Origin of the sequence: Cryomorpha ignava, from assembly GCF_010686655.1 — a bacterium.
Classification (GTDB): Bacteria; Bacteroidota; Bacteroidia; order Flavobacteriales_D; family Cryomorphaceae; genus Cryomorpha; species Cryomorpha ignava.
Map to the genome: position 1 here is coordinate 1 of NZ_JAAGVY010000063.1, position 15,979 is coordinate 15,979.

General features: G+C 38.4%; 21 protein-coding genes. 5 read left to right on the forward strand and 16 right to left on the reverse strand.

Going from position 1 to position 15,979, the window contains the following annotated elements; translation table 11 throughout:
* Positions 1–56: 56 nt before the first annotated feature.
* The 12 genes from G3O08_RS19080 to G3O08_RS19135 form a co-directional block, all read right to left on the reverse strand.
* Positions 57–359, reverse strand: coding sequence for a hypothetical protein (locus tag G3O08_RS19080; RefSeq protein WP_163287050.1), 303 nt, complete (start codon positions 357–359; stop codon positions 57–59).
* A gap of 29 nt (positions 360–388) precedes the next feature.
* A complete protein-coding gene (locus G3O08_RS19085; protein ID WP_163287051.1) occupies positions 389–949 on the reverse strand; it encodes a hypothetical protein in 561 nt (186 codons plus the stop codon).
* 58 nt (positions 950–1,007) lie between these two features.
* Positions 1,008–1,289: a hypothetical protein gene (locus G3O08_RS19090; protein ID WP_163287052.1), complete on the reverse strand. Its 282-nt coding sequence runs from the start codon at positions 1,287–1,289 to the stop codon at positions 1,008–1,010.
* Positions 1,290–1,315: 26 nt separating this feature from the next.
* Entirely contained in the window at positions 1,316–1,654 is a 339-nt protein-coding gene (locus G3O08_RS19095) for a hypothetical protein (protein WP_163287053.1), read from the reverse strand.
* A 37-nt stretch (positions 1,655–1,691) separates the two neighbouring features.
* Positions 1,692–2,240 carry a hypothetical protein gene (locus G3O08_RS19100; protein ID WP_163287054.1) on the reverse strand — a complete coding sequence of 183 codons (549 nt, stop codon included), beginning with the start codon at positions 2,238–2,240 and terminating at the stop codon, positions 1,692–1,694.
* Entirely contained in the window at positions 2,176–2,841 is a 666-nt protein-coding gene (locus G3O08_RS19105) for an IS66 family transposase (protein ID WP_163287055.1), read from the reverse strand. Before G3O08_RS19105 ends, G3O08_RS19100 begins: the two co-directional genes overlap by 65 nt.
* Positions 2,819–3,010 carry a hypothetical protein gene (locus tag G3O08_RS19110; protein WP_163287056.1) on the reverse strand — a complete coding sequence of 64 codons (192 nt, stop codon included), beginning with the start codon at positions 3,008–3,010 and terminating at the stop codon, positions 2,819–2,821. The genes G3O08_RS19105 and G3O08_RS19110 overlap by 23 nt, the downstream gene beginning before the upstream one ends.
* 57 nt (positions 3,011–3,067) lie before the next feature.
* Positions 3,068–3,415 carry a hypothetical protein gene (locus G3O08_RS19115; protein ID WP_204336947.1) on the reverse strand — a complete coding sequence of 116 codons (348 nt, stop codon included), beginning with the start codon at positions 3,413–3,415 and terminating at the stop codon, positions 3,068–3,070.
* A gap of 87 nt (positions 3,416–3,502) precedes the next feature.
* Positions 3,503–3,739, reverse strand: a complete 237-nt coding sequence (locus G3O08_RS19120; protein WP_163287058.1) for a hypothetical protein — start codon at positions 3,737–3,739, stop codon at positions 3,503–3,505.
* A 3-nt stretch (positions 3,740–3,742) separates the two neighbouring features.
* Positions 3,743–4,264, reverse strand: a complete 522-nt coding sequence (locus G3O08_RS19125) for a hypothetical protein (RefSeq protein WP_163287059.1) — start codon at positions 4,262–4,264, stop codon at positions 3,743–3,745.
* Between the two features lie 263 nt (positions 4,265–4,527).
* Positions 4,528–4,683, reverse strand: coding sequence for a hypothetical protein (locus G3O08_RS19130; protein ID WP_163287060.1), 156 nt, complete (start codon positions 4,681–4,683; stop codon positions 4,528–4,530).
* Between the two features lie 572 nt (positions 4,684–5,255).
* Complete coding sequence (locus G3O08_RS19135) at positions 5,256–5,549, reverse strand: hypothetical protein (RefSeq protein WP_163287061.1); 294 nt, start codon at positions 5,547–5,549, stop codon at positions 5,256–5,258.
* Positions 5,550–5,772: 223 nt separating this feature from the next.
* Here G3O08_RS19135 and G3O08_RS19140 point away from each other — a divergent pair, with 223 nt between their 5' ends.
* The 5 genes from G3O08_RS19140 to G3O08_RS19160 all read left to right on the forward strand — a co-directional run bounded on the left by G3O08_RS19140 (position 5,773) and on the right by G3O08_RS19160 (position 9,670).
* A complete protein-coding gene (locus tag G3O08_RS19140; RefSeq protein WP_204336948.1) occupies positions 5,773–7,086 on the forward strand; it encodes an NfeD family protein in 1,314 nt (437 codons plus the stop codon).
* Between the two features lie 13 nt (positions 7,087–7,099).
* Positions 7,100–7,924 carry a slipin family protein gene (locus tag G3O08_RS19145; protein ID WP_163287063.1) on the forward strand — a complete coding sequence of 275 codons (825 nt, stop codon included), beginning with the start codon at positions 7,100–7,102 and terminating at the stop codon, positions 7,922–7,924.
* Between the two features lie 548 nt (positions 7,925–8,472).
* Positions 8,473–8,718, forward strand: a complete 246-nt coding sequence (locus G3O08_RS19150) for a ribbon-helix-helix domain-containing protein (protein WP_163287064.1) — start codon at positions 8,473–8,475, stop codon at positions 8,716–8,718.
* Positions 8,705–8,992 carry a type II toxin-antitoxin system RelE/ParE family toxin gene (locus tag G3O08_RS19155; protein WP_163287065.1) on the forward strand — a complete coding sequence of 96 codons (288 nt, stop codon included), beginning with the start codon at positions 8,705–8,707 and terminating at the stop codon, positions 8,990–8,992. The genes G3O08_RS19150 and G3O08_RS19155 overlap by 14 nt, the downstream gene beginning before the upstream one ends.
* Positions 8,993–9,208: 216 nt before the next feature.
* Positions 9,209–9,670 carry an RES family NAD+ phosphorylase gene (locus G3O08_RS19160; RefSeq protein WP_163287066.1) on the forward strand — a complete coding sequence of 154 codons (462 nt, stop codon included), beginning with the start codon at positions 9,209–9,211 and terminating at the stop codon, positions 9,668–9,670.
* Positions 9,671–9,765: 95 nt separating this feature from the next.
* Here the strand turns inward: G3O08_RS19160 and G3O08_RS19165 are convergent, their stop codons facing one another.
* The 4 genes from G3O08_RS19165 to G3O08_RS19180 all read right to left on the reverse strand — a co-directional run.
* A complete protein-coding gene (locus G3O08_RS19165; RefSeq protein ID WP_163287067.1) occupies positions 9,766–10,725 on the reverse strand; it encodes a T9SS type A sorting domain-containing protein in 960 nt (319 codons plus the stop codon).
* A 75-nt stretch (positions 10,726–10,800) separates the two neighbouring features.
* Positions 10,801–12,321, reverse strand: a complete 1,521-nt coding sequence (locus tag G3O08_RS19170; RefSeq protein ID WP_163287068.1) for a T9SS type A sorting domain-containing protein — start codon at positions 12,319–12,321, stop codon at positions 10,801–10,803.
* A 23-nt stretch (positions 12,322–12,344) separates the two neighbouring features.
* Positions 12,345–15,380: a T9SS type A sorting domain-containing protein gene (locus G3O08_RS19175; protein ID WP_163287069.1), complete on the reverse strand. Its 3,036-nt coding sequence runs from the start codon at positions 15,378–15,380 to the stop codon at positions 12,345–12,347.
* Positions 15,380–15,979 (reverse strand): hypothetical protein (locus tag G3O08_RS19180; protein ID WP_204336949.1); only part of this gene is annotated, 600 nt, incomplete at its 5' end. The genes G3O08_RS19175 and G3O08_RS19180, both read right to left, overlap by 1 nt.

Genomic DNA, 15,979 nt, shown 5'->3' on the forward strand with positions numbered 1-15,979 from the left:
TTAATGAGTTTAGATGTGATTTAAAGATTGTAATATTTTGGAAAATGATATCAGAGTTAACCGTCTAAAATACGGATCGCAAATAGGTCATATTGCCGCAGCCATTCTGCATGATCGTGCACCGTATCTGATGCAATCGCACCATCAAAATTCTCTAATTGACCCAGTTTCCAACCGCGGTCGTAAACTATACTCGTGGTTACATCTGTTAAATCAAGATTTTCAATAACTTCATCTATGGCGACAGAAGGATCATCCGAATTGCCAGTAACTGTGAATTGTGGTGCTGGTATATTTTGACCACATAGCGTAAATACTATCAATGAAAATACTAAAGTAAAAATCGAATTGGTTTTCATAATAATTGGGTTTTAAAGTGTGATATAAATTAGAAGATTTGGGGTACATCGAAACGGAAACTTCCGTCTGTGATTCGAAACGTATCCAAAGCGTTAGTGTCTGTTACTGTGAAATGGAAAGTTCCTTTGATAGTGCCATATGGGCTACTGCCATCAGCTCGTGGAATGAATTGCTCTATGTTCATTTCACCATCAATGAGCTGCTCGTATATTGTACTTGTACTATCAGCAGCTGTATAATTATAGAATGGCGAAATAGAATCAGCAAATGCGGGCGTTAGAAAATCTAAATGCCCTGTGGTCGGCAGTAATCCATAGATTCTAATTGTGACATATGTGTATGTTGGACAATTCGTACCGCTCATAACCATATAGCCTGCCTCATTTCCCCCGTATGCTTCTGGATAATAATTAAAATATTTGCCGTCACATGAGAAGTCTGAAGGTGTTTGAAATTCCAACCCATTCACTTTGCATTTAAAATACTCTGCGCCGTAATTGGGTTTCTCAGGTTTGTCATCATCGTCTTTGCATTGCGACAGGGTTAAAATGCTGATGGTTAATAATGTTATTTTTAGGATGTTTTTCATAATTAATGGGTTTAGATGTGATTTAAAGATTGCAATATTTTGGAAAATGAAATTTGGATTATCCGTCTACAATACGGATCGCAAATAGGTCGTACTGCCTGAGCCGTGCATCTGCAGTAAGTGCTCCGTCAAAATTATCAAGCGAACCGAGTTTCCAACCACGGTCGTATAGGATATTGGTGGTAACATCGGTGAGATCGAGGTCTTCGATTACGGCGTCGATGGCAATGGACAGATCGACAGTACTGTCTGTAACTTCAAATTGGGGTTGTGGTACCTGACCACATAGCGTAACTACTATAAATATGAATAGTAGCGTAAAAATTGATTTGGTTTTCATAATAATAGGTTTTTTGGTTAAAAAAATTAGAAGATTTGTGGGACGTCGAATCGGAAGCTTCCGTCTGTGATTCGAAACGTGTCAAGAGCGTTCGTGTCTGTAACCGTGAAATGGAAAGTTCCCTTTATGGCGCCATATTGCAAGTACCAATCGTCATAACTATATAAGGTATCGGATGATGAACTTCCATCAAATCCTGCCGGCAGCGCCAATTGCGTTCCACGATCAAAAAGAATTCCAGAGGAAACCTCCTGAAAATCTAAGTTTTGTGTTAATGTAAGCATTTGCTGACCAAGGGGATTGGTCAGTTGGGCAGAAACCACGCTTGTGCATAGCATAGCGATAAATAGTGCTTTAATCTTCATAGGTTAAGGGATTTTGATTAAATTAAATAGATATGTGTTACCAAATATTGGGTACTCTGAATCTGAATTGACCTTCGGTAATGTGAATGACAGAATCAAGTGTATCATTGCTTACCACAAATTCAAAAGTACCTTCAAAATTACCGAAGGGGCCATTGTTTGGCTGACGTGGAGTAAATTCTTCAACAATCAATGTTCCGGATTGAAGCTGTTCGTAAAACTGATCCGCTCTAAGCCAGACATAGGGAAAGCAGGAATCAACCAGAGTTGATTCGACCATATTCAATGTTCCTGTAAAAGGTTCTACACCTGACATTCTAATAGCGACACTTTTACCTATATTGCAAATTCGACCTTTAAAAAGCAAATAACTCTCTTCCATTCCAGCTGTTCCGGCAGGATAATAAGAAAATTGATCACCTGAACAGTTAAAACTTCCTTCAGTTTCAAAACGTTCACCATTAATCAAGCAAGTAAAATAATCTCCAGACCGTGGAGGAGTCCAATCATTATTATCTTTTTTACAAGAAGAGAAAATGGCTGTTAATGAAAGAAAAAGAAATAAGCAAGATAAACGTTTCATCATCACTAAATTTTAACACAAGGTAACTATTTGAATTAAATGTATCCGTCCGACCACCCCATAAGCAAGCTTTCTCCCCCCGCTTATGTTTTGCCCAGTTGTTAGGCAGGAGCTGATGGAGATCTTTGTGATTGATTGACTGGGTTCGGGCCATTACATCTGTGAGCCACTCGAGTTCGTTGACTTTATTCTTCTTGCAGGTCGACATGAAAGAGTACATTGCGGCAGTCATTTCTGCAGCTTCATGAGATCCTGCGAACAGGTAATTTTTTCTACCTATAGCCATAGGCCTAATGGCATTCTCGACCAGATTATTATCAATTTCTACTTGTCCGTGTTGTGCATAGGCGCACAGGCCATCCCATCTGGGCAGTGTGTAAGCGATGGCCTGCCCCAATGGACTTTTGGGTAAAACTTTCTGCACGTTTTCATCCATCCACTTTTTAATCTCATGGAGCACCGGCAGAGCTTCCTGCTGCCTTCTTTGGGTGCGCTGCTCCCAAGTGAGACCTTCATCGCGCATATCCTGCTCCAATTTATAAAGTTGACCCATACGCTCCAGCACATTGGTGGCCTTGGTTTTATCGTATTTCAGCGCGTCCACAAACTTCCGTCTGGCCTGTACCGGTATAGTTATATAATCCAGCATTTTCATCTACTATATCTACTAATTCGCTAATATTTGGATCGCCCGGTGTATCACAAAGCCCATCACCATTTACTTCACATTTCTTATCACCGGAAAAATTTCCACAGCCTACTGGTTGGATCATCACCTTTGAAACCGGCTCCTAATGGCGATTGGAACAATTTCCGTTATCACTATGGAGTCAACATCTCCCTTGGTGGGTATGCGACAAGCTAAAGGCATGACCTGCTTCATGAGCCATCGTGGAGGTTTGACGTGCATTGCCTACTACCGTGAAAGAAAAAGGTGGATTTTCATGAGGACGGTTTGCCTTGCCGCCAAAATCGTCACTCTCCTGTATGTAGTGAATGTTCATCATTCCGGATGTGTGATTGTCTTCAAACATATCCTTTACTTCATTATCAGAAGGATCAAGAGTATATTGCGAGCTATTCACATAAGTTATATCACAATTCAGATAAAATTGAACCATGATATGGGCGTGGGTATTTCCGGTAGCATTGGTTATTCCCGAAAAATTCTCGTTCATGGTTTTTATACTCCTTTCAATTTGCACTTGAGTGAGCCCGTCATTTCCATTGTCATCATGGTATACCCACGCCTTTACGGGCACCAATTAAAGGACTTGTGGATCAAACCCTCCGGCAATATTACTTTTCGGTGCAGCGGAATTGTACCCTACGCTATCTATTAAATCCAAAAGGAACTGATTGTTTCCATACCAGGGTTGGTTAATAAAAGTGGCTGAATCCATGGGAAAGGTGCCACAAGCAATACTCTCCTGCCCTATAGCTGGGTTTTGCAACACAACGCCCCCTATAATCACGCAAAGTAGTTTAGCTATTTGTTTCATAATTCAATTGGTTACAACGGGAATTTGCCTACAATACGGCGTGTCAAGGGTGTCTGATTGGTAAATAATCCACTGCGCAGAGCAATTGGGTGATTCATTATTATTATTATTATTAATTGACCCATTCCCGATATCCGTTTTGTATATTTTAATCGTATCACAATCCTGGTCAAAACATGGGTAAAAGTAAATGATGGAGTCTTGTTGCCAGCCGGCAGTATCGGTTCGGATAGTATAAATCAATTCACTCAGTACAAAGTAGTATCCATATTCTTCAGAGCGAGTGTAATGCCCGATGTTGTCCTCCCGGTCAGAATAAGCATAAAAACTCTCAGGGTCTACGATGGGATTTTCCGGCAAGTAGTAGGGGAGTAAATTGTTGCCCAGAGAATCAGAAAAATAAAAGGTTAAAATAAACGACAATGGAGGATCACCTCCTGAACCTTTGCCGCCATCATCTTTTACACAAGAAAAAAACAAGGTGGCCAAAATGCCGAGGGGTAAATAAATGCATAATTTTTTCATCGCATTGGGAATTTTGGCCAAAATAAACATTAGTCGTTTTAACTTCTACTTAAGTAAGCCCATTAGTCCAGTTGTCATTAACCTCTCCTGCGAAAAAATTTATTCAGCCCGGCAATCGACTCTTCCAAAGAAAAAAGCTTGGCTTTTTCGTTTTGTAAATTTTAAGGTTAAGAAAGGATTGTTAAAAATTAAGATGCGCTCAGTATAATGAAGGTGATCACATCTTAAAGGGGGTTGTTTAGGTTAGAAAATGTAAACTGCTGTTACCAGACGTTTGGCACCTTAAATCTAAAGGCACCGTCTGTTATGTGTATTATTGAATCGTTTTCTTCATTTACGACAGTAAATTCAAAAGTTCCTTCTATTTTTCCGAGTTTTTCAGAGCTAGAATCTCTCGGAGTAAAAGTGGCTATATTCATAAACCCAGAATTGAGATTTTCGAATAAAAATTCTCCAGTTCCCTAATATATTGACGGTAACCCGGAAAGCAGGAATCGGCATATGTAGGTTCTAAAAAATTTAAATAACCGTTATTTGTTGTCATGCCAGTAAACCTAAGAGCAATAGATCGATTTGATGGACAATCTCTTCCTGATAATAATAGAAACTCAAATTATTACAATTGAATGTTCCTATGGGATTGAACTCCACCCCATTTATCTTGCAAGTAAAATACTCTGCAAAACTATCTTGATCGTCTGATTGTAAACCATCATCATCTTTGCAACATGAAAAGCTTGTGCTTAACAATATGAGTACTATAAAAATTGTTTTGAATTTATTCATGACGCTATTCTTTTATGTTTAATAATGAAGAGAATTTCAACATTTTAAAGTTCGGGGTTCTTTTTTGATCTCACAATACTCCTTTAGGAGTATTTTTCGGTTTTATCGATCTTATCCGGGCATTGATCTTTTCTTCCGATATCTTCACTAAATTGGTACTCTCCAGCCTCTAAAATGACTGAATTACAATTAAAGTACATCATATTTAACAAAAGAGCCATGAAGTTGTATAATCAAAATCAATCTCTATAGTCGTGATCGATTTTCCGGTATTGCTCCTAAAAAAATCAGTGTCTATTCTAAAGTTTTGAGAGAGTAAGTCATCAACCCTGTTTTTCTTCGGGCTGAATGAGAATATTTCATAAGCCTCATACAGCGAGGTGCTTCGGTTTGGCACATCATGCATTTGTCCATTTTGTTCGGTTATCAGCGAAGTTACCAAAGCAGAATCTTCGATAGGCTTGTGATACTTAGCGTGAAGAATTAGGATAGGTACCACATCAGCATGGAGTAGACTGTCGGCCTGGGGTTTCCAATTTGCAGTTACACCAAGTGTGCTTTCAAATGAGCAAAAATAGGAGACGAAGATTTAAAATGCCAATTAGAAAACCTCATGAAGACTGCTTGATCTTATCGGCCGGATCCATCGGAATTATTTCCCACACTAAAAACAAATTTCACCATAATCCGAAATGCTTTGTTTACCTTTAAAAAAACTTCTTTTGAAGGTTAGCACGATGAATCTCTTTTTAAAAATTTCCTTTATTGTATTGGGCGTAGCGTTGAGCAGCTTCACTCAGGCGCAGAAAGTATTTGTATTGAATTTGGACGGGGCCATTTATCCTTCAACGGCAGAATATATTGAAAACGGACTTCAAAAAGCTGCTGATGAAAATGCGGTTTGCGTGGTGCTGAAAATCAATACGCCGGGTGGTTTGTTGAAGGCTACAAGGCAGATAGTGGGCGAAATAATGGAATCACCTATTCCAGTTATTTCTTTTGTCACTCCATCTGGGGCACATGCTGGGTCTGCAGGTGCTTTTATAACACTCTCTGCAAATATCGCTGCGATGAGTCCGGGATCTAATATCGGTGCTTCTCATCCCGTTTTGCAAGACAGAATCCCTGATTCGGTTATGAACGCGAAAATGACAGAAGATGCAGCAGCTTTTATACGCTCTATTGCGGAGCACAGAGGTAAAGACACGACATTAATTATGCAGATGGTTACCAATAGCCGCTCTTTTTCGGCTGATCAAGCATTGGAAAATAATATAATTGATCTGAAAGCTAATAATCTGAATGAATTGTTTGCACTGATAGATGGCCGGACTGTTCAGCTAAGTTCGGACAAAGAAATAGTCCTTCACACCGCTTCTGCAGAAGTTGAAACCATAGAAATGGGATTTAAAGAAAAGTTTTTGACTTTCTTTAGTAACCCCAATTTGATGTATGTGCTTTTAGTAATGGGTTTGATGGGTTTGTTTTTTGAATTTAGCAATCCCGGCGGATTGGTGCCCGGTATAATCGGCGTGATTTGTTTAATATTGGCAGGTTTTGGAATGTCTGTTTTACCAATTGATTATACAGGCTTGGCACTAATCCTTGTGGCTATTATCCTTTTTGTATTGGAGATAAAAGTTCAGAGCTATGCTTTATTATCCCTTGGTGGTGTAATTTGTCTATTTTTGGGCTCCATATTTTTAATTGACGAAACCCCTTCAATCGATGTGCTTCAAATTTCCTGGTCTGTGCTTATAACTTCTGTAATAGTCACGTCTGCTTTCTTTATCTTGCTTGTCTATTTTGGCATTAAAGCGCAATATACCAAGCAGAAAACGGGTACTGAAGCATTAGTGGGCTTAAGGGGAATTGCAATGGAAAATCTTTCGCCGAAAGGCAGAGTAAGAGTAAACGGAGAATTTTGGAATGCCATTGCCGAAGACGGTGATATTGCAGCCGAAACTGAAATAGAAGTTGTAGCGGTTGTGCACTTTAAGCTTACAGTTAAAAGAGTACCTTTATTAACCAAATAAAAATCCAATTATTATGATTCCAGTTTATGTCCTGATATTTTTCGTTTTTCTCATTTTAGTCAGTTCAATAAAAATCTTAAAAGAATACGAGCGTGCTGTTGTATTTCGATTGGGAAGAGTTTTAAAAGGCGGAAGCAAGGGGCCGGGTCTTATTATCCTTCTTCCTTTTATTGATAAAATGAAAAAAGTAACATTGCGAACGATTGTACACGATGTGCCAACTCAAGATATTATTTCACTTGATAATGTTACCTTAAAAGTAAATGCGGTTGTTTATTTCCGAGTGGTTGATGCTGAAAAAGCGACTATTGAAGTAGAAGATTATTTTTATGCCACATCACAGCTTTCCCAAACCATTCTTCGTAGTGTGCTGGGCCAATCAGAATTGGATGACATTCTTTCTAAACGAGATAAATTAAATTTGCAGTTGCAAGAAATTATAGATGCACATACTGATCCTTGGGGCGTTAAGGTCTCAACTGTAGAAATTAAACAAGTAGATTTGCCGCAGGAAATGCAAAGAGCAATGGCAAGACAAGCCGAAGCAGAAAGAGACAGAAGAGCAAAAGTAATTGCTGCCGAAGGAGAATTTCAGGCATCCCAAAAATTGGCAGATGCCGCTGAAGTACTTTCGAAACAGCCTAGTGCTTTGACTCTTCGTTATCTGCAAACTTTAACTGAAATTGCAGCTGAAAATAATTCTACTACGCTTTTCCCTATTCCGATTGATCTTTTTAAGCCTTTTATGGAAAATATGGCCAAGAACCCTGATGCGATTAAGCAATTAACGAATAAAGGGAATACCAATGAGGATACTAAGAAAGGTGAGGACAAATAGGTTTAGTTTATCTGCAATTCGAAGGCATTATTTGCCATCCATATAAAGTGGCTAAAACAGATGCTATTAGTGCGCTTTCAAACACGGTTTCACCTCAAAATCTTTGGTTGACTTTAGTGTAAAATTTGTCTAAATAGGTTTGTAGATACTCTGACCAAACCCAGTAGTGTATTGCCTTTAACAAGTTCTTCGAGCAGAATAACTAAGTATTGATCCCGCTGCATCTTTCCCCGCTCCGACAGGATAGGTCAGGGTCACACACCGTATAATGAATAGCTGCCTTAGATAAGCTGCGTCTCACACCTCAGTCGCTATGGCCAATGAAACAAAAAAAGAATTGAATATTAAATTATAGGGTTACCCCTTTAGATCGCTAGATGAAATGGACAGAGCTCGTGGAGGTGATTATATTTTTCCAAATTATTGACTGACAGCCCTGAAAGGGTGACATCAAGCTGCAAAGCATGAGAGATGAATTGTGTTTTTCGCGACTTACATGGGTAACCCTATTAAATTAATTAATTTGCTGTAACATCAAAACATGTAAGATGGCAAGACAAAGTATTTCTTTTACTGAGTGTAACGATGATTGGTTAAGATCTCAAGTAGACAATAAAGAATATTCAAGCAAAAGTGAATTAGTTAATGACTTGGTAAGACAAGCAAGACATCAACAGATACAAATTGACTGGATTGCTTCAAAACTTGAGAAAGCAAAGAAAAGCGGAATTACAAATAATTCAGGTGCTGAAATTTTAGCTAAATCCAAAGCATTATTCGATGCGGAAATATAAAATTAGCAACGATGCAGAAGCTGATTTAATAAGAATCCATCAATTCGGAATAAGAAGGTTTGGAATGGCTCAAGCGGATGAATATTTCAGTACCTTCTTGGAGTATTTCGACTTAATCGCTCAAAGACCACTTTCTTTAAAGTCAGTCGATTTTATTAGTGAAGGCGTTAGATGTTACACATGTGGCTCGGATAGTATTTATTATACTTTTTCTGGCGATATGGTTGAGATTTTAGCAATAGTCGGCAAACAGGACTTAAAAAGTATTTTTTAATTTTAGGGCTTTTTTTTAGCAATTGGACTTATTACTGGTTCTGTTGGCCAGATGATGTCCAACTTTCTTTTCCAAAACTAATGCTGATCATGCGGGACATACACCAAGCTCTTAGATCGTTATAAGTGGAATTAAGCTTAAAACATTATTGGATAGCTCTTTCGGAATCTCAATTTTGAATCAGGAATTAATAAGAATCGAACACGGCGTACTAGCATGATTGTTTTTCGCCTTTGCAAGGAAAAATACAGGAATGAACTTTCCGGCAAAGGAGCTGAAATGAGTGGAGGCAGATGGAATTCCATCGGGAATGCAATCATTTATACTGCTGAAAGCAGAGCCTTGTGTACTGCTGAAATTGCAGTCCATACTCCACTTGGAATTGTCCCTAAAGATTATTTTTTAATTTCAATTGAAATTCCGGAGGATATAAAAATTAAACAAAGTGATGTAAACAGTCTGCCTAAAAATTGGCGAACTTTTCCTCATATTCCAGGTACAAAAAAAATCGGAGATGAATTTGTGAACCAAAATGACTTTTTCGTTCTTAAAGTACCATCAGCCATCATCCAAGATGAATTTAATCACCTCATTAATCCTGGTCATAAAGATTTTACGAAAATCAAAATCCAAAGTGTAGAATCTTTCAAATTTAATCAGAGGTTGTTTGACCGGTAGAAAGAATGTCTGTAATCAATCAATTATATCGCCATCTCACACGTTAAATCAAGTGGCATCTCCATTGATCAATAAATATATATGTGATAAACATTCTATTCAACCACAAACTTTCGCAGCCCCTTTTCACCATCTCTCGAAATAATTACCAAGAGATATAACCCTGGAAAGACCTTAGATACATCAATAAGATTATCGTCTAAGCGACCCGCATCTATTTGTTTTCCTGCACTGTCATAAATTTCGAACCGCATAGCATGATCGTCGAGACCCTCAAGCCGTAATAGACTGTTAGTCGGATTAGGAGAAATAGAAAACTGAATAGCCTCATAATCGCTTACATTCGATGGAACACAGTTAAATATCACCAGATTCACATCATCATTCATATAGGCAAATAGAGATTCTACAATTGGCTCTGTAACGCCATAAGGGCAAGAAACACCCGGTTCACCCTCTCCCGAAAAAGCTCCAAAATTAAAATAGGGAAAATCATTTTCCAAGCCTATGCCTTCTATGTAATGATAAAGCACGGGCTCAGAATCTCCACCAAAAAGGAGCTCATAAAAATTGACATCTTCCATTGAGACACGCCTATACTGTTCTCCCTCTATAATCACAGTTGTTACTTCAATCACTTCAAGTTCCAACACAGGAATGCAATAAAACAAATTTGTTGACCCCGATCCAGATCTATAGGTAGTAAATGTATCGCCCACATCCATGCCGTTCATAAAGAATAGGTACTCCGTTTCGCCTACCCTTCTATAAATGGTGTCACTGGATTGGCGCAGAAAGGTCATATTATCATTATCCAGTGCATCCTGATCGCTGTAAGGCGAATTGCCTAAATAATGAAACTTAGGCCTTATCATTGCATAGGTCGTGTCGTTTATAATACTATCCCGCGAGTAAATATAAGGCTTGATTCCTATAGTCCCTGCAGCCCCTCCACCAACGCAATATGACCACTCTGAATTTGGGGCCGGCCAATCTTGGCCAGACATTGCTTGCACAGCAAATAAAAAAAGAATAAAAAATATAGATTTTTTCATGATTTAAAAATTTAAGTATTGTAAACAAACCTTGTTATAACTTTCAGAAAGTAGAATTTTGAAAAAAGTTTCACTTCACCCTTTCACAAACTTCTTAACCACCACATATCCACTCTCCAATCTAATCTCCACAAAATAAATCCCAGCCTTAAGCCCACTAATATCAACGTGATTCTCTGGATGCTCAATTGAAAAAGAATCAACTTTTTGACCAAGTGCATTGTAAATTACTCCCGATTTTATCTTGGTATTATTAGATGTGATGCGCAAAACATCTATTACCGGGTTTGGATAGATTTTAATATCCAATTCTAGTTCAGCTTCTTGCACCCCAACAAAACCTTGTTTAAGCTTTACTACGCTATAATGGGTTTCTCCCATAAACTCGCTAAAAGCGCCACCAATAAGTAACTCGCCATTGTTAAGTTGCTTTATCATATAAACAGCAGGGTAAATGAAAACATCATCGGCATAAGGAATAAGCTTGGTAGCCCCCTGCCCTTGAAAGAAATGATCTTGAATTACACCCGCATCATTAACCACAGCAATACAAGGTTGTAATGTATCGTTGTAGTGGCTAAAAGAACCATAAATAATGTAATTACCCGGATAGGCTTCTAGTTCATTTGCATATACAGCTAAATTTGGTTTTGGTGTCATCCACTCTGCGGGGTATACACTTGATAGCTTAATTAAAGGGAATGAAGTGTCTAAATTCCCATCAGGTAGTAACCTACAGAGCTGAATAGTATCGTTAGGATTTTCTAGCAATCGCATGTCATACCCACTTACCCATACACGACTTTGATTATCCACCAAAATTATATCTTCGGTATAATTTACCGGTCCATCATACATAAATGGCGAAATAAATGTAGTGTCTATGTAAAAGTCGGATGTAAGTTTTGCTACATGATTGGTTTCATGTCCATTGATGGCAGTAAAACTACCGGAGATATACCAGCTTCCATCAGGCGCTGGGAATATGGCACGTACAGCTCCGGATGAATTATTAGGCGCAATGTCAATTATTGGAAAGGTGGGGTCAATGGTACCGTCTGCATGAATGCGCGTAATTCCCCGAAACAACTCAGGCTGAAGTGTATCCGTTGTAATAGCACCACATAGTATTAGATCACTATTCTCCATCTGGTAAATATCCCAAGTGCGAGCCACGTTATAGGGACTATGAGTACCACCTGCATTAAATTCAGACCAATAGTCACCACCATTTGGGCCCCAAGAAAGTCCATTTAATAAAAGCTTAGAATATCCGGTAATATATGCATAGACATATCCATCAACCTGAGGAATCATTTTAATAGGAGTTACTGCCGGTGATTGAAAACTGCTATCCCAGCTTCCATTACTAAAAATCATTCCAAAACCAGAAACCGGACTTACACCATAATTCGAGAATGCCCCCCCCACTAAATACCTGCCATCAGCTAGCGTCAATAAATCAAATACAGGCCAAACATCTCTAAAGAGCTCTTCGGTATTAAAGTTTGGGTCAATTGTGTAAGTTGGCATCTGACTATTGCAAGTGCCGAAAGGAAGCAATCCTAAAAAAATTAGGATTACTTTTATAGTCATAGATTTTCTGAAGTACATATCTCTTAGTGTTGAATGATGAACTTACCACCTTTTAACTTGCTGCCATCTTGAAGTAATTCATAGAAATATACTCCATTTGGCAGTTTCCTTGTATCAAGCACTTTAATGCCTTGCTGGTTAATACCAAGATTCCAAGATTTTATGGGTTTGCCCTGAATATCTATAATTCTCAACGTATTGTCTTTAGATGATTTAAAAATCTCAAACTCAAATTCGACATATAAGTTGGCGGGATTAGGTGCAATTCTGACAGAATTCAAAACTTCTTCTATTGATTTTTTAGTTAGGCTTGGTTTCTTAATTTTAGCGCCATTGTTTTTGGGAGTTGCAACCATAGCTGCACATTTATCATAAAAAAAACATAAAATATTTTCAGCTCGTTCTGCTGCACTGCCGCCTGGTTCCACCATAGAAATAAGCTTCAAATCATTAATTTCCGATTGGGTAAGCTGATCAACATCGCGTACATCATCATTTACAGCCTTTAGAAAATATAGAAAGTCTTCTGTGTTATCTAATTCTGAAATTTGTTCACTTGACAATTTATAGTGAAGTGAGATACTATCCACCACAGCTAGTGCATTAATATATTGATGAAGACCAGTATAAGCGTAAATTTGCTGATAACGACCTGTGAGCGACCTGACTGAACTGAAATACTTAATCAAAGTATCTGGATGAAATCCTGCGACTGAATCATTCATAAGTTTGTGTGAAATTCGCTTATGAGTTCTAATCATTTCAAGATGTAGATTGCTCAGGTTCTTTTCCATTCCGGAGCGAACAGTATTGGGATCTCGTGCAGCTTCGATCAAAATATCTATCATGTACTGTGGCATTGGATTGGCTATAATCTCGCCAACGTGCCGAATAACATTTCCACTTCTAAGTACATCTGGATTGGCAAGAAGAATTTCGAGTAGCATACCATGGGTGAGAATGTTTTTATCTGCTGCCGCTATTAGTACAGTTTCAGAATTGTATGGTGAGCGGGTCATAAGCTCATCGTGTAAAGTCCAAGCATCATTTGGCCACGAAAGTTCTATTTCGCTTATCATGCCCTGTGTATTTCCTGCATCAATTAATTGTAGATAGGGGTAATACAGGTTGTTGTAAGCCTCTCTGTCCGTTTTCAGTTTACCATAGGTTAATCCAGAGCCAAGCCCGCCACCAGATGCCGGATAATTCGTGGCGCAGGTGTTTTGAGTATTTACAGTAGCGAGCGTAATTGTTCCCGGTGCTATGAAAATTTCATCTTCATCAGGGTTAATATCGTTTGTGTTCATCATGTAAACGTACGCCGCATCGCTGTAAAAATCAAGATGTGTATATACATTGTCATTACTGGTGCCCGCTGAAAATGTATTTCCCGCAGGAATACCTGGCTCACCACCATTTTGATAATTTGAAATTTCAGATGGATTACCGTTGAAGGGTCTCACTTCAAAATCATTTATATTATTCTGGTTTTCATTACAAATAAAGCGAAGTCCAATAGAATTATCTTCTGGACTTGGGTCACCATGGAAGCCAGTGGCTATTGTGCCAGATGAAACACCTGTGTATTCATTCTTATAAATTTCATTACTATTGCTAGAATATGTTCCATCTAGTGTAAAAACACCATGCGTTGTCCAACCAAGTGAATCACTTCCAGTAAATTCGTTTTCTTCTACAATGTATTCGTCGCAATTATTAACTTTTATTCCAAGGTGAAGTATTGCGTCATCTTGAGCAAAAAACGGATTATTCCCAACAGTAAACTCATTAAAAATAGCAGCCGGTGCTGTTACAGCATCAAAGTTTATCCCCACCATGTTTTTGCTAAAAACGGCGTCTTTTATCTCGGGACCTACATTCCAAGTTGCACTTGTAACGTGTATGGCGTTGTTAAACCCTGTAAAAGTGCTGTGCTTGGTATTAAGATCGGGACATGGTTCTCCTAAAGGGAGAATGATGTTGCAGGTATTATCTACTCTAAAATTAGCGTCACTTGTATTTATAGCATTTTTTAAATCACTATATGTAGTGACGGTCCTATTGTATATAAAATCACATCCCAAAATACGCACACCATTAACTTTATGCATCGTAAACATGGACTGATTGCCTTGAATGTCTCCTAACAACAGGTCATTATCGGTTTCAAAAGTACAGTTCTTAAAAATACTTCTATTCGGTGCAATAAAACCGTTGCTCTGTTCATTTTTATAAGCCCGAAACTCTATTGAACGCCTATTGTTTTTAAAAGTAGAATTATACGCCTCTACAAAGCCACCTGTCTTAGCCCAATCGCCCGATTTCCATAGGGTAACCGCATTTTCTGCATTTTCTATTATCGCATCGTTTTTAACAATTAGCCTACCCTGGTTTGCAGAAGTTTGCGGCATATTGTAATTTCCCCAAACTTCTATTCCTTGCCAAAGATCATCATGGGCAGAAGTTATACGCCCACCATCTACTATCAAAGTAGCATTTGGCTCAATAATTATCTTGCCTTGAATAGGCATTTTCACTTCGCAACTAATGGTTAACGTATTTCCTGCTTTTACAATAATGTCTTGATACATCTTGATCGCAAAGTCCCACGTTTCGTCTTGGTTTATTTCTTTAGGAATTGAATACGAATATTCTTCTTTTACATACCTGTTCATAAACTTATTGTGAAAGCTAGAAAAGAAAGTTTCGTCATATAGTGAAAGTGCTCTGTGAAAACGCCCAGACATTTTAGGACTTATGTATTCGTTGTCGACCATTCCACCCCACAATAAAGGATATGGTGGAGTATGCTGAAACCAAAAACACGCTTTTAAATGACAAATTTGATTTGAAGATGGATTACAGAAATTATCATAACATGGATGATTAGGATCAGTAAGGATAGGTTCAACACATGTTCCAAATACATCATCTAAAAAATCAAAATGTGTTGTGGTTGTATATTCTCCATTATAAGTATGATGAATACCCAGTGCGTGACCATATTCATGAGCAAAATGACCCGTCCATTCCATAGGCATCCACCAATCATCAAACATTAACATTTCTGTGGAGTCAGCCGAAAGGTGGTAGTTCTTACTATTGATTCACCACCCACATCATGTTTATACACTCCAAGGCCTATAAAAGGACCATTAGTAAAAATATGATTTAACGCACCTCTTGCGCTTGGATCTATATTGAATAAATGATTCAAAATTGGTATTTCTGATTGACCTCCCGGAAGATAGTACCAATCAGTATTCTGAAAAAAGTAAATTTGACCCAATTCAAATCTTATTCTGCTATCATACACATGAGTTGCGTTTGGATCACAAGTAAGGGTATAGCCTTTTAATGGTATACTAGTAAAAATATCATTTATAGAATCAAAAAACATTTGTACCCTTTGGTGAAATTCAGGGATATCTTGCCAACCATTTCCAGCACTATCTTGACAAACAACCCAGTTTACAAGAACCGTCTTAATAGGTGTGGTTGAGTCTGGTATCCAATATTCGGATAATCGATATTGATTTGTCCAAGTATTCGAAGTTGGGGTGCAGGGTACACTTCGTGACACAGCGACGGGTGCTTCCTCTGTCCCGCAAGTAAATGGGGGCATTAATTCAGACGGTACAGCGGGGGGGGGGGGGGG

Coding starts and splice junctions, on each gene's coding strand:
- G3O08_RS19095 (WP_163287053.1), bottom strand. CDS start 1,654: ATGAAGATTAAAGCACTATTTATCGCTATGCTATGCACAAGCGTGGTT.
- G3O08_RS19165 (WP_163287067.1), bottom strand. CDS start 10,725: ATGAAAAAATCTATATTTTTTATTCTTTTTTTATTTGCTGTGCAAGCA.
- G3O08_RS19090 (WP_163287052.1), bottom strand. CDS start 1,289: ATGAAAACCAAATCAATTTTTACGCTACTATTCATATTTATAGTAGTT.
- G3O08_RS19130 (WP_163287060.1), bottom strand. CDS start 4,683: ATGAATATAGCCACTTTTACTCCGAGAGATTCTAGCTCTGAAAAACTC.
- G3O08_RS19115 (WP_204336947.1), bottom strand. CDS start 3,415: ATGAACGAGAATTTTTCGGGAATAACCAATGCTACCGGAAATACCCAC.
- G3O08_RS19080 (WP_163287050.1), bottom strand. CDS start 359: ATGAAAACCAATTCGATTTTTACTTTAGTATTTTCATTGATAGTATTT.
- G3O08_RS19170 (WP_163287068.1), bottom strand. CDS start 12,321: ATGACTATAAAAGTAATCCTAATTTTTTTAGGATTGCTTCCTTTCGGC.
- G3O08_RS19150 (WP_163287064.1), top strand. CDS start 8,473: ATGGCAAGACAAAGTATTTCTTTTACTGAGTGTAACGATGATTGGTTA.
- G3O08_RS19145 (WP_163287063.1), top strand. CDS start 7,100: ATGATTCCAGTTTATGTCCTGATATTTTTCGTTTTTCTCATTTTAGTC.
- G3O08_RS19125 (WP_163287059.1), bottom strand. CDS start 4,264: ATGAAAAAATTATGCATTTATTTACCCCTCGGCATTTTGGCCACCTTG.
- G3O08_RS19175 (WP_163287069.1), bottom strand. CDS start 15,380: ATGTTTGATGATTGGTGGATGCCTATGGAATGGACGGGTCATTTTGCT.
- G3O08_RS19100 (WP_163287054.1), bottom strand. CDS start 2,240: ATGATGAAACGTTTATCTTGCTTATTTCTTTTTCTTTCATTAACAGCC.
- G3O08_RS19120 (WP_163287058.1), bottom strand. CDS start 3,739: ATGAAACAAATAGCTAAACTACTTTGCGTGATTATAGGGGGCGTTGTG.
- G3O08_RS19160 (WP_163287066.1), top strand. CDS start 9,209: ATGATTGTTTTTCGCCTTTGCAAGGAAAAATACAGGAATGAACTTTCC.
- G3O08_RS19155 (WP_163287065.1), top strand. CDS start 8,705: ATGCGGAAATATAAAATTAGCAACGATGCAGAAGCTGATTTAATAAGA.
- G3O08_RS19110 (WP_163287056.1), bottom strand. CDS start 3,010: ATGATCCAACCAGTAGGCTGTGGAAATTTTTCCGGTGATAAGAAATGT.
- G3O08_RS19085 (WP_163287051.1), bottom strand. CDS start 949: ATGAAAAACATCCTAAAAATAACATTATTAACCATCAGCATTTTAACC.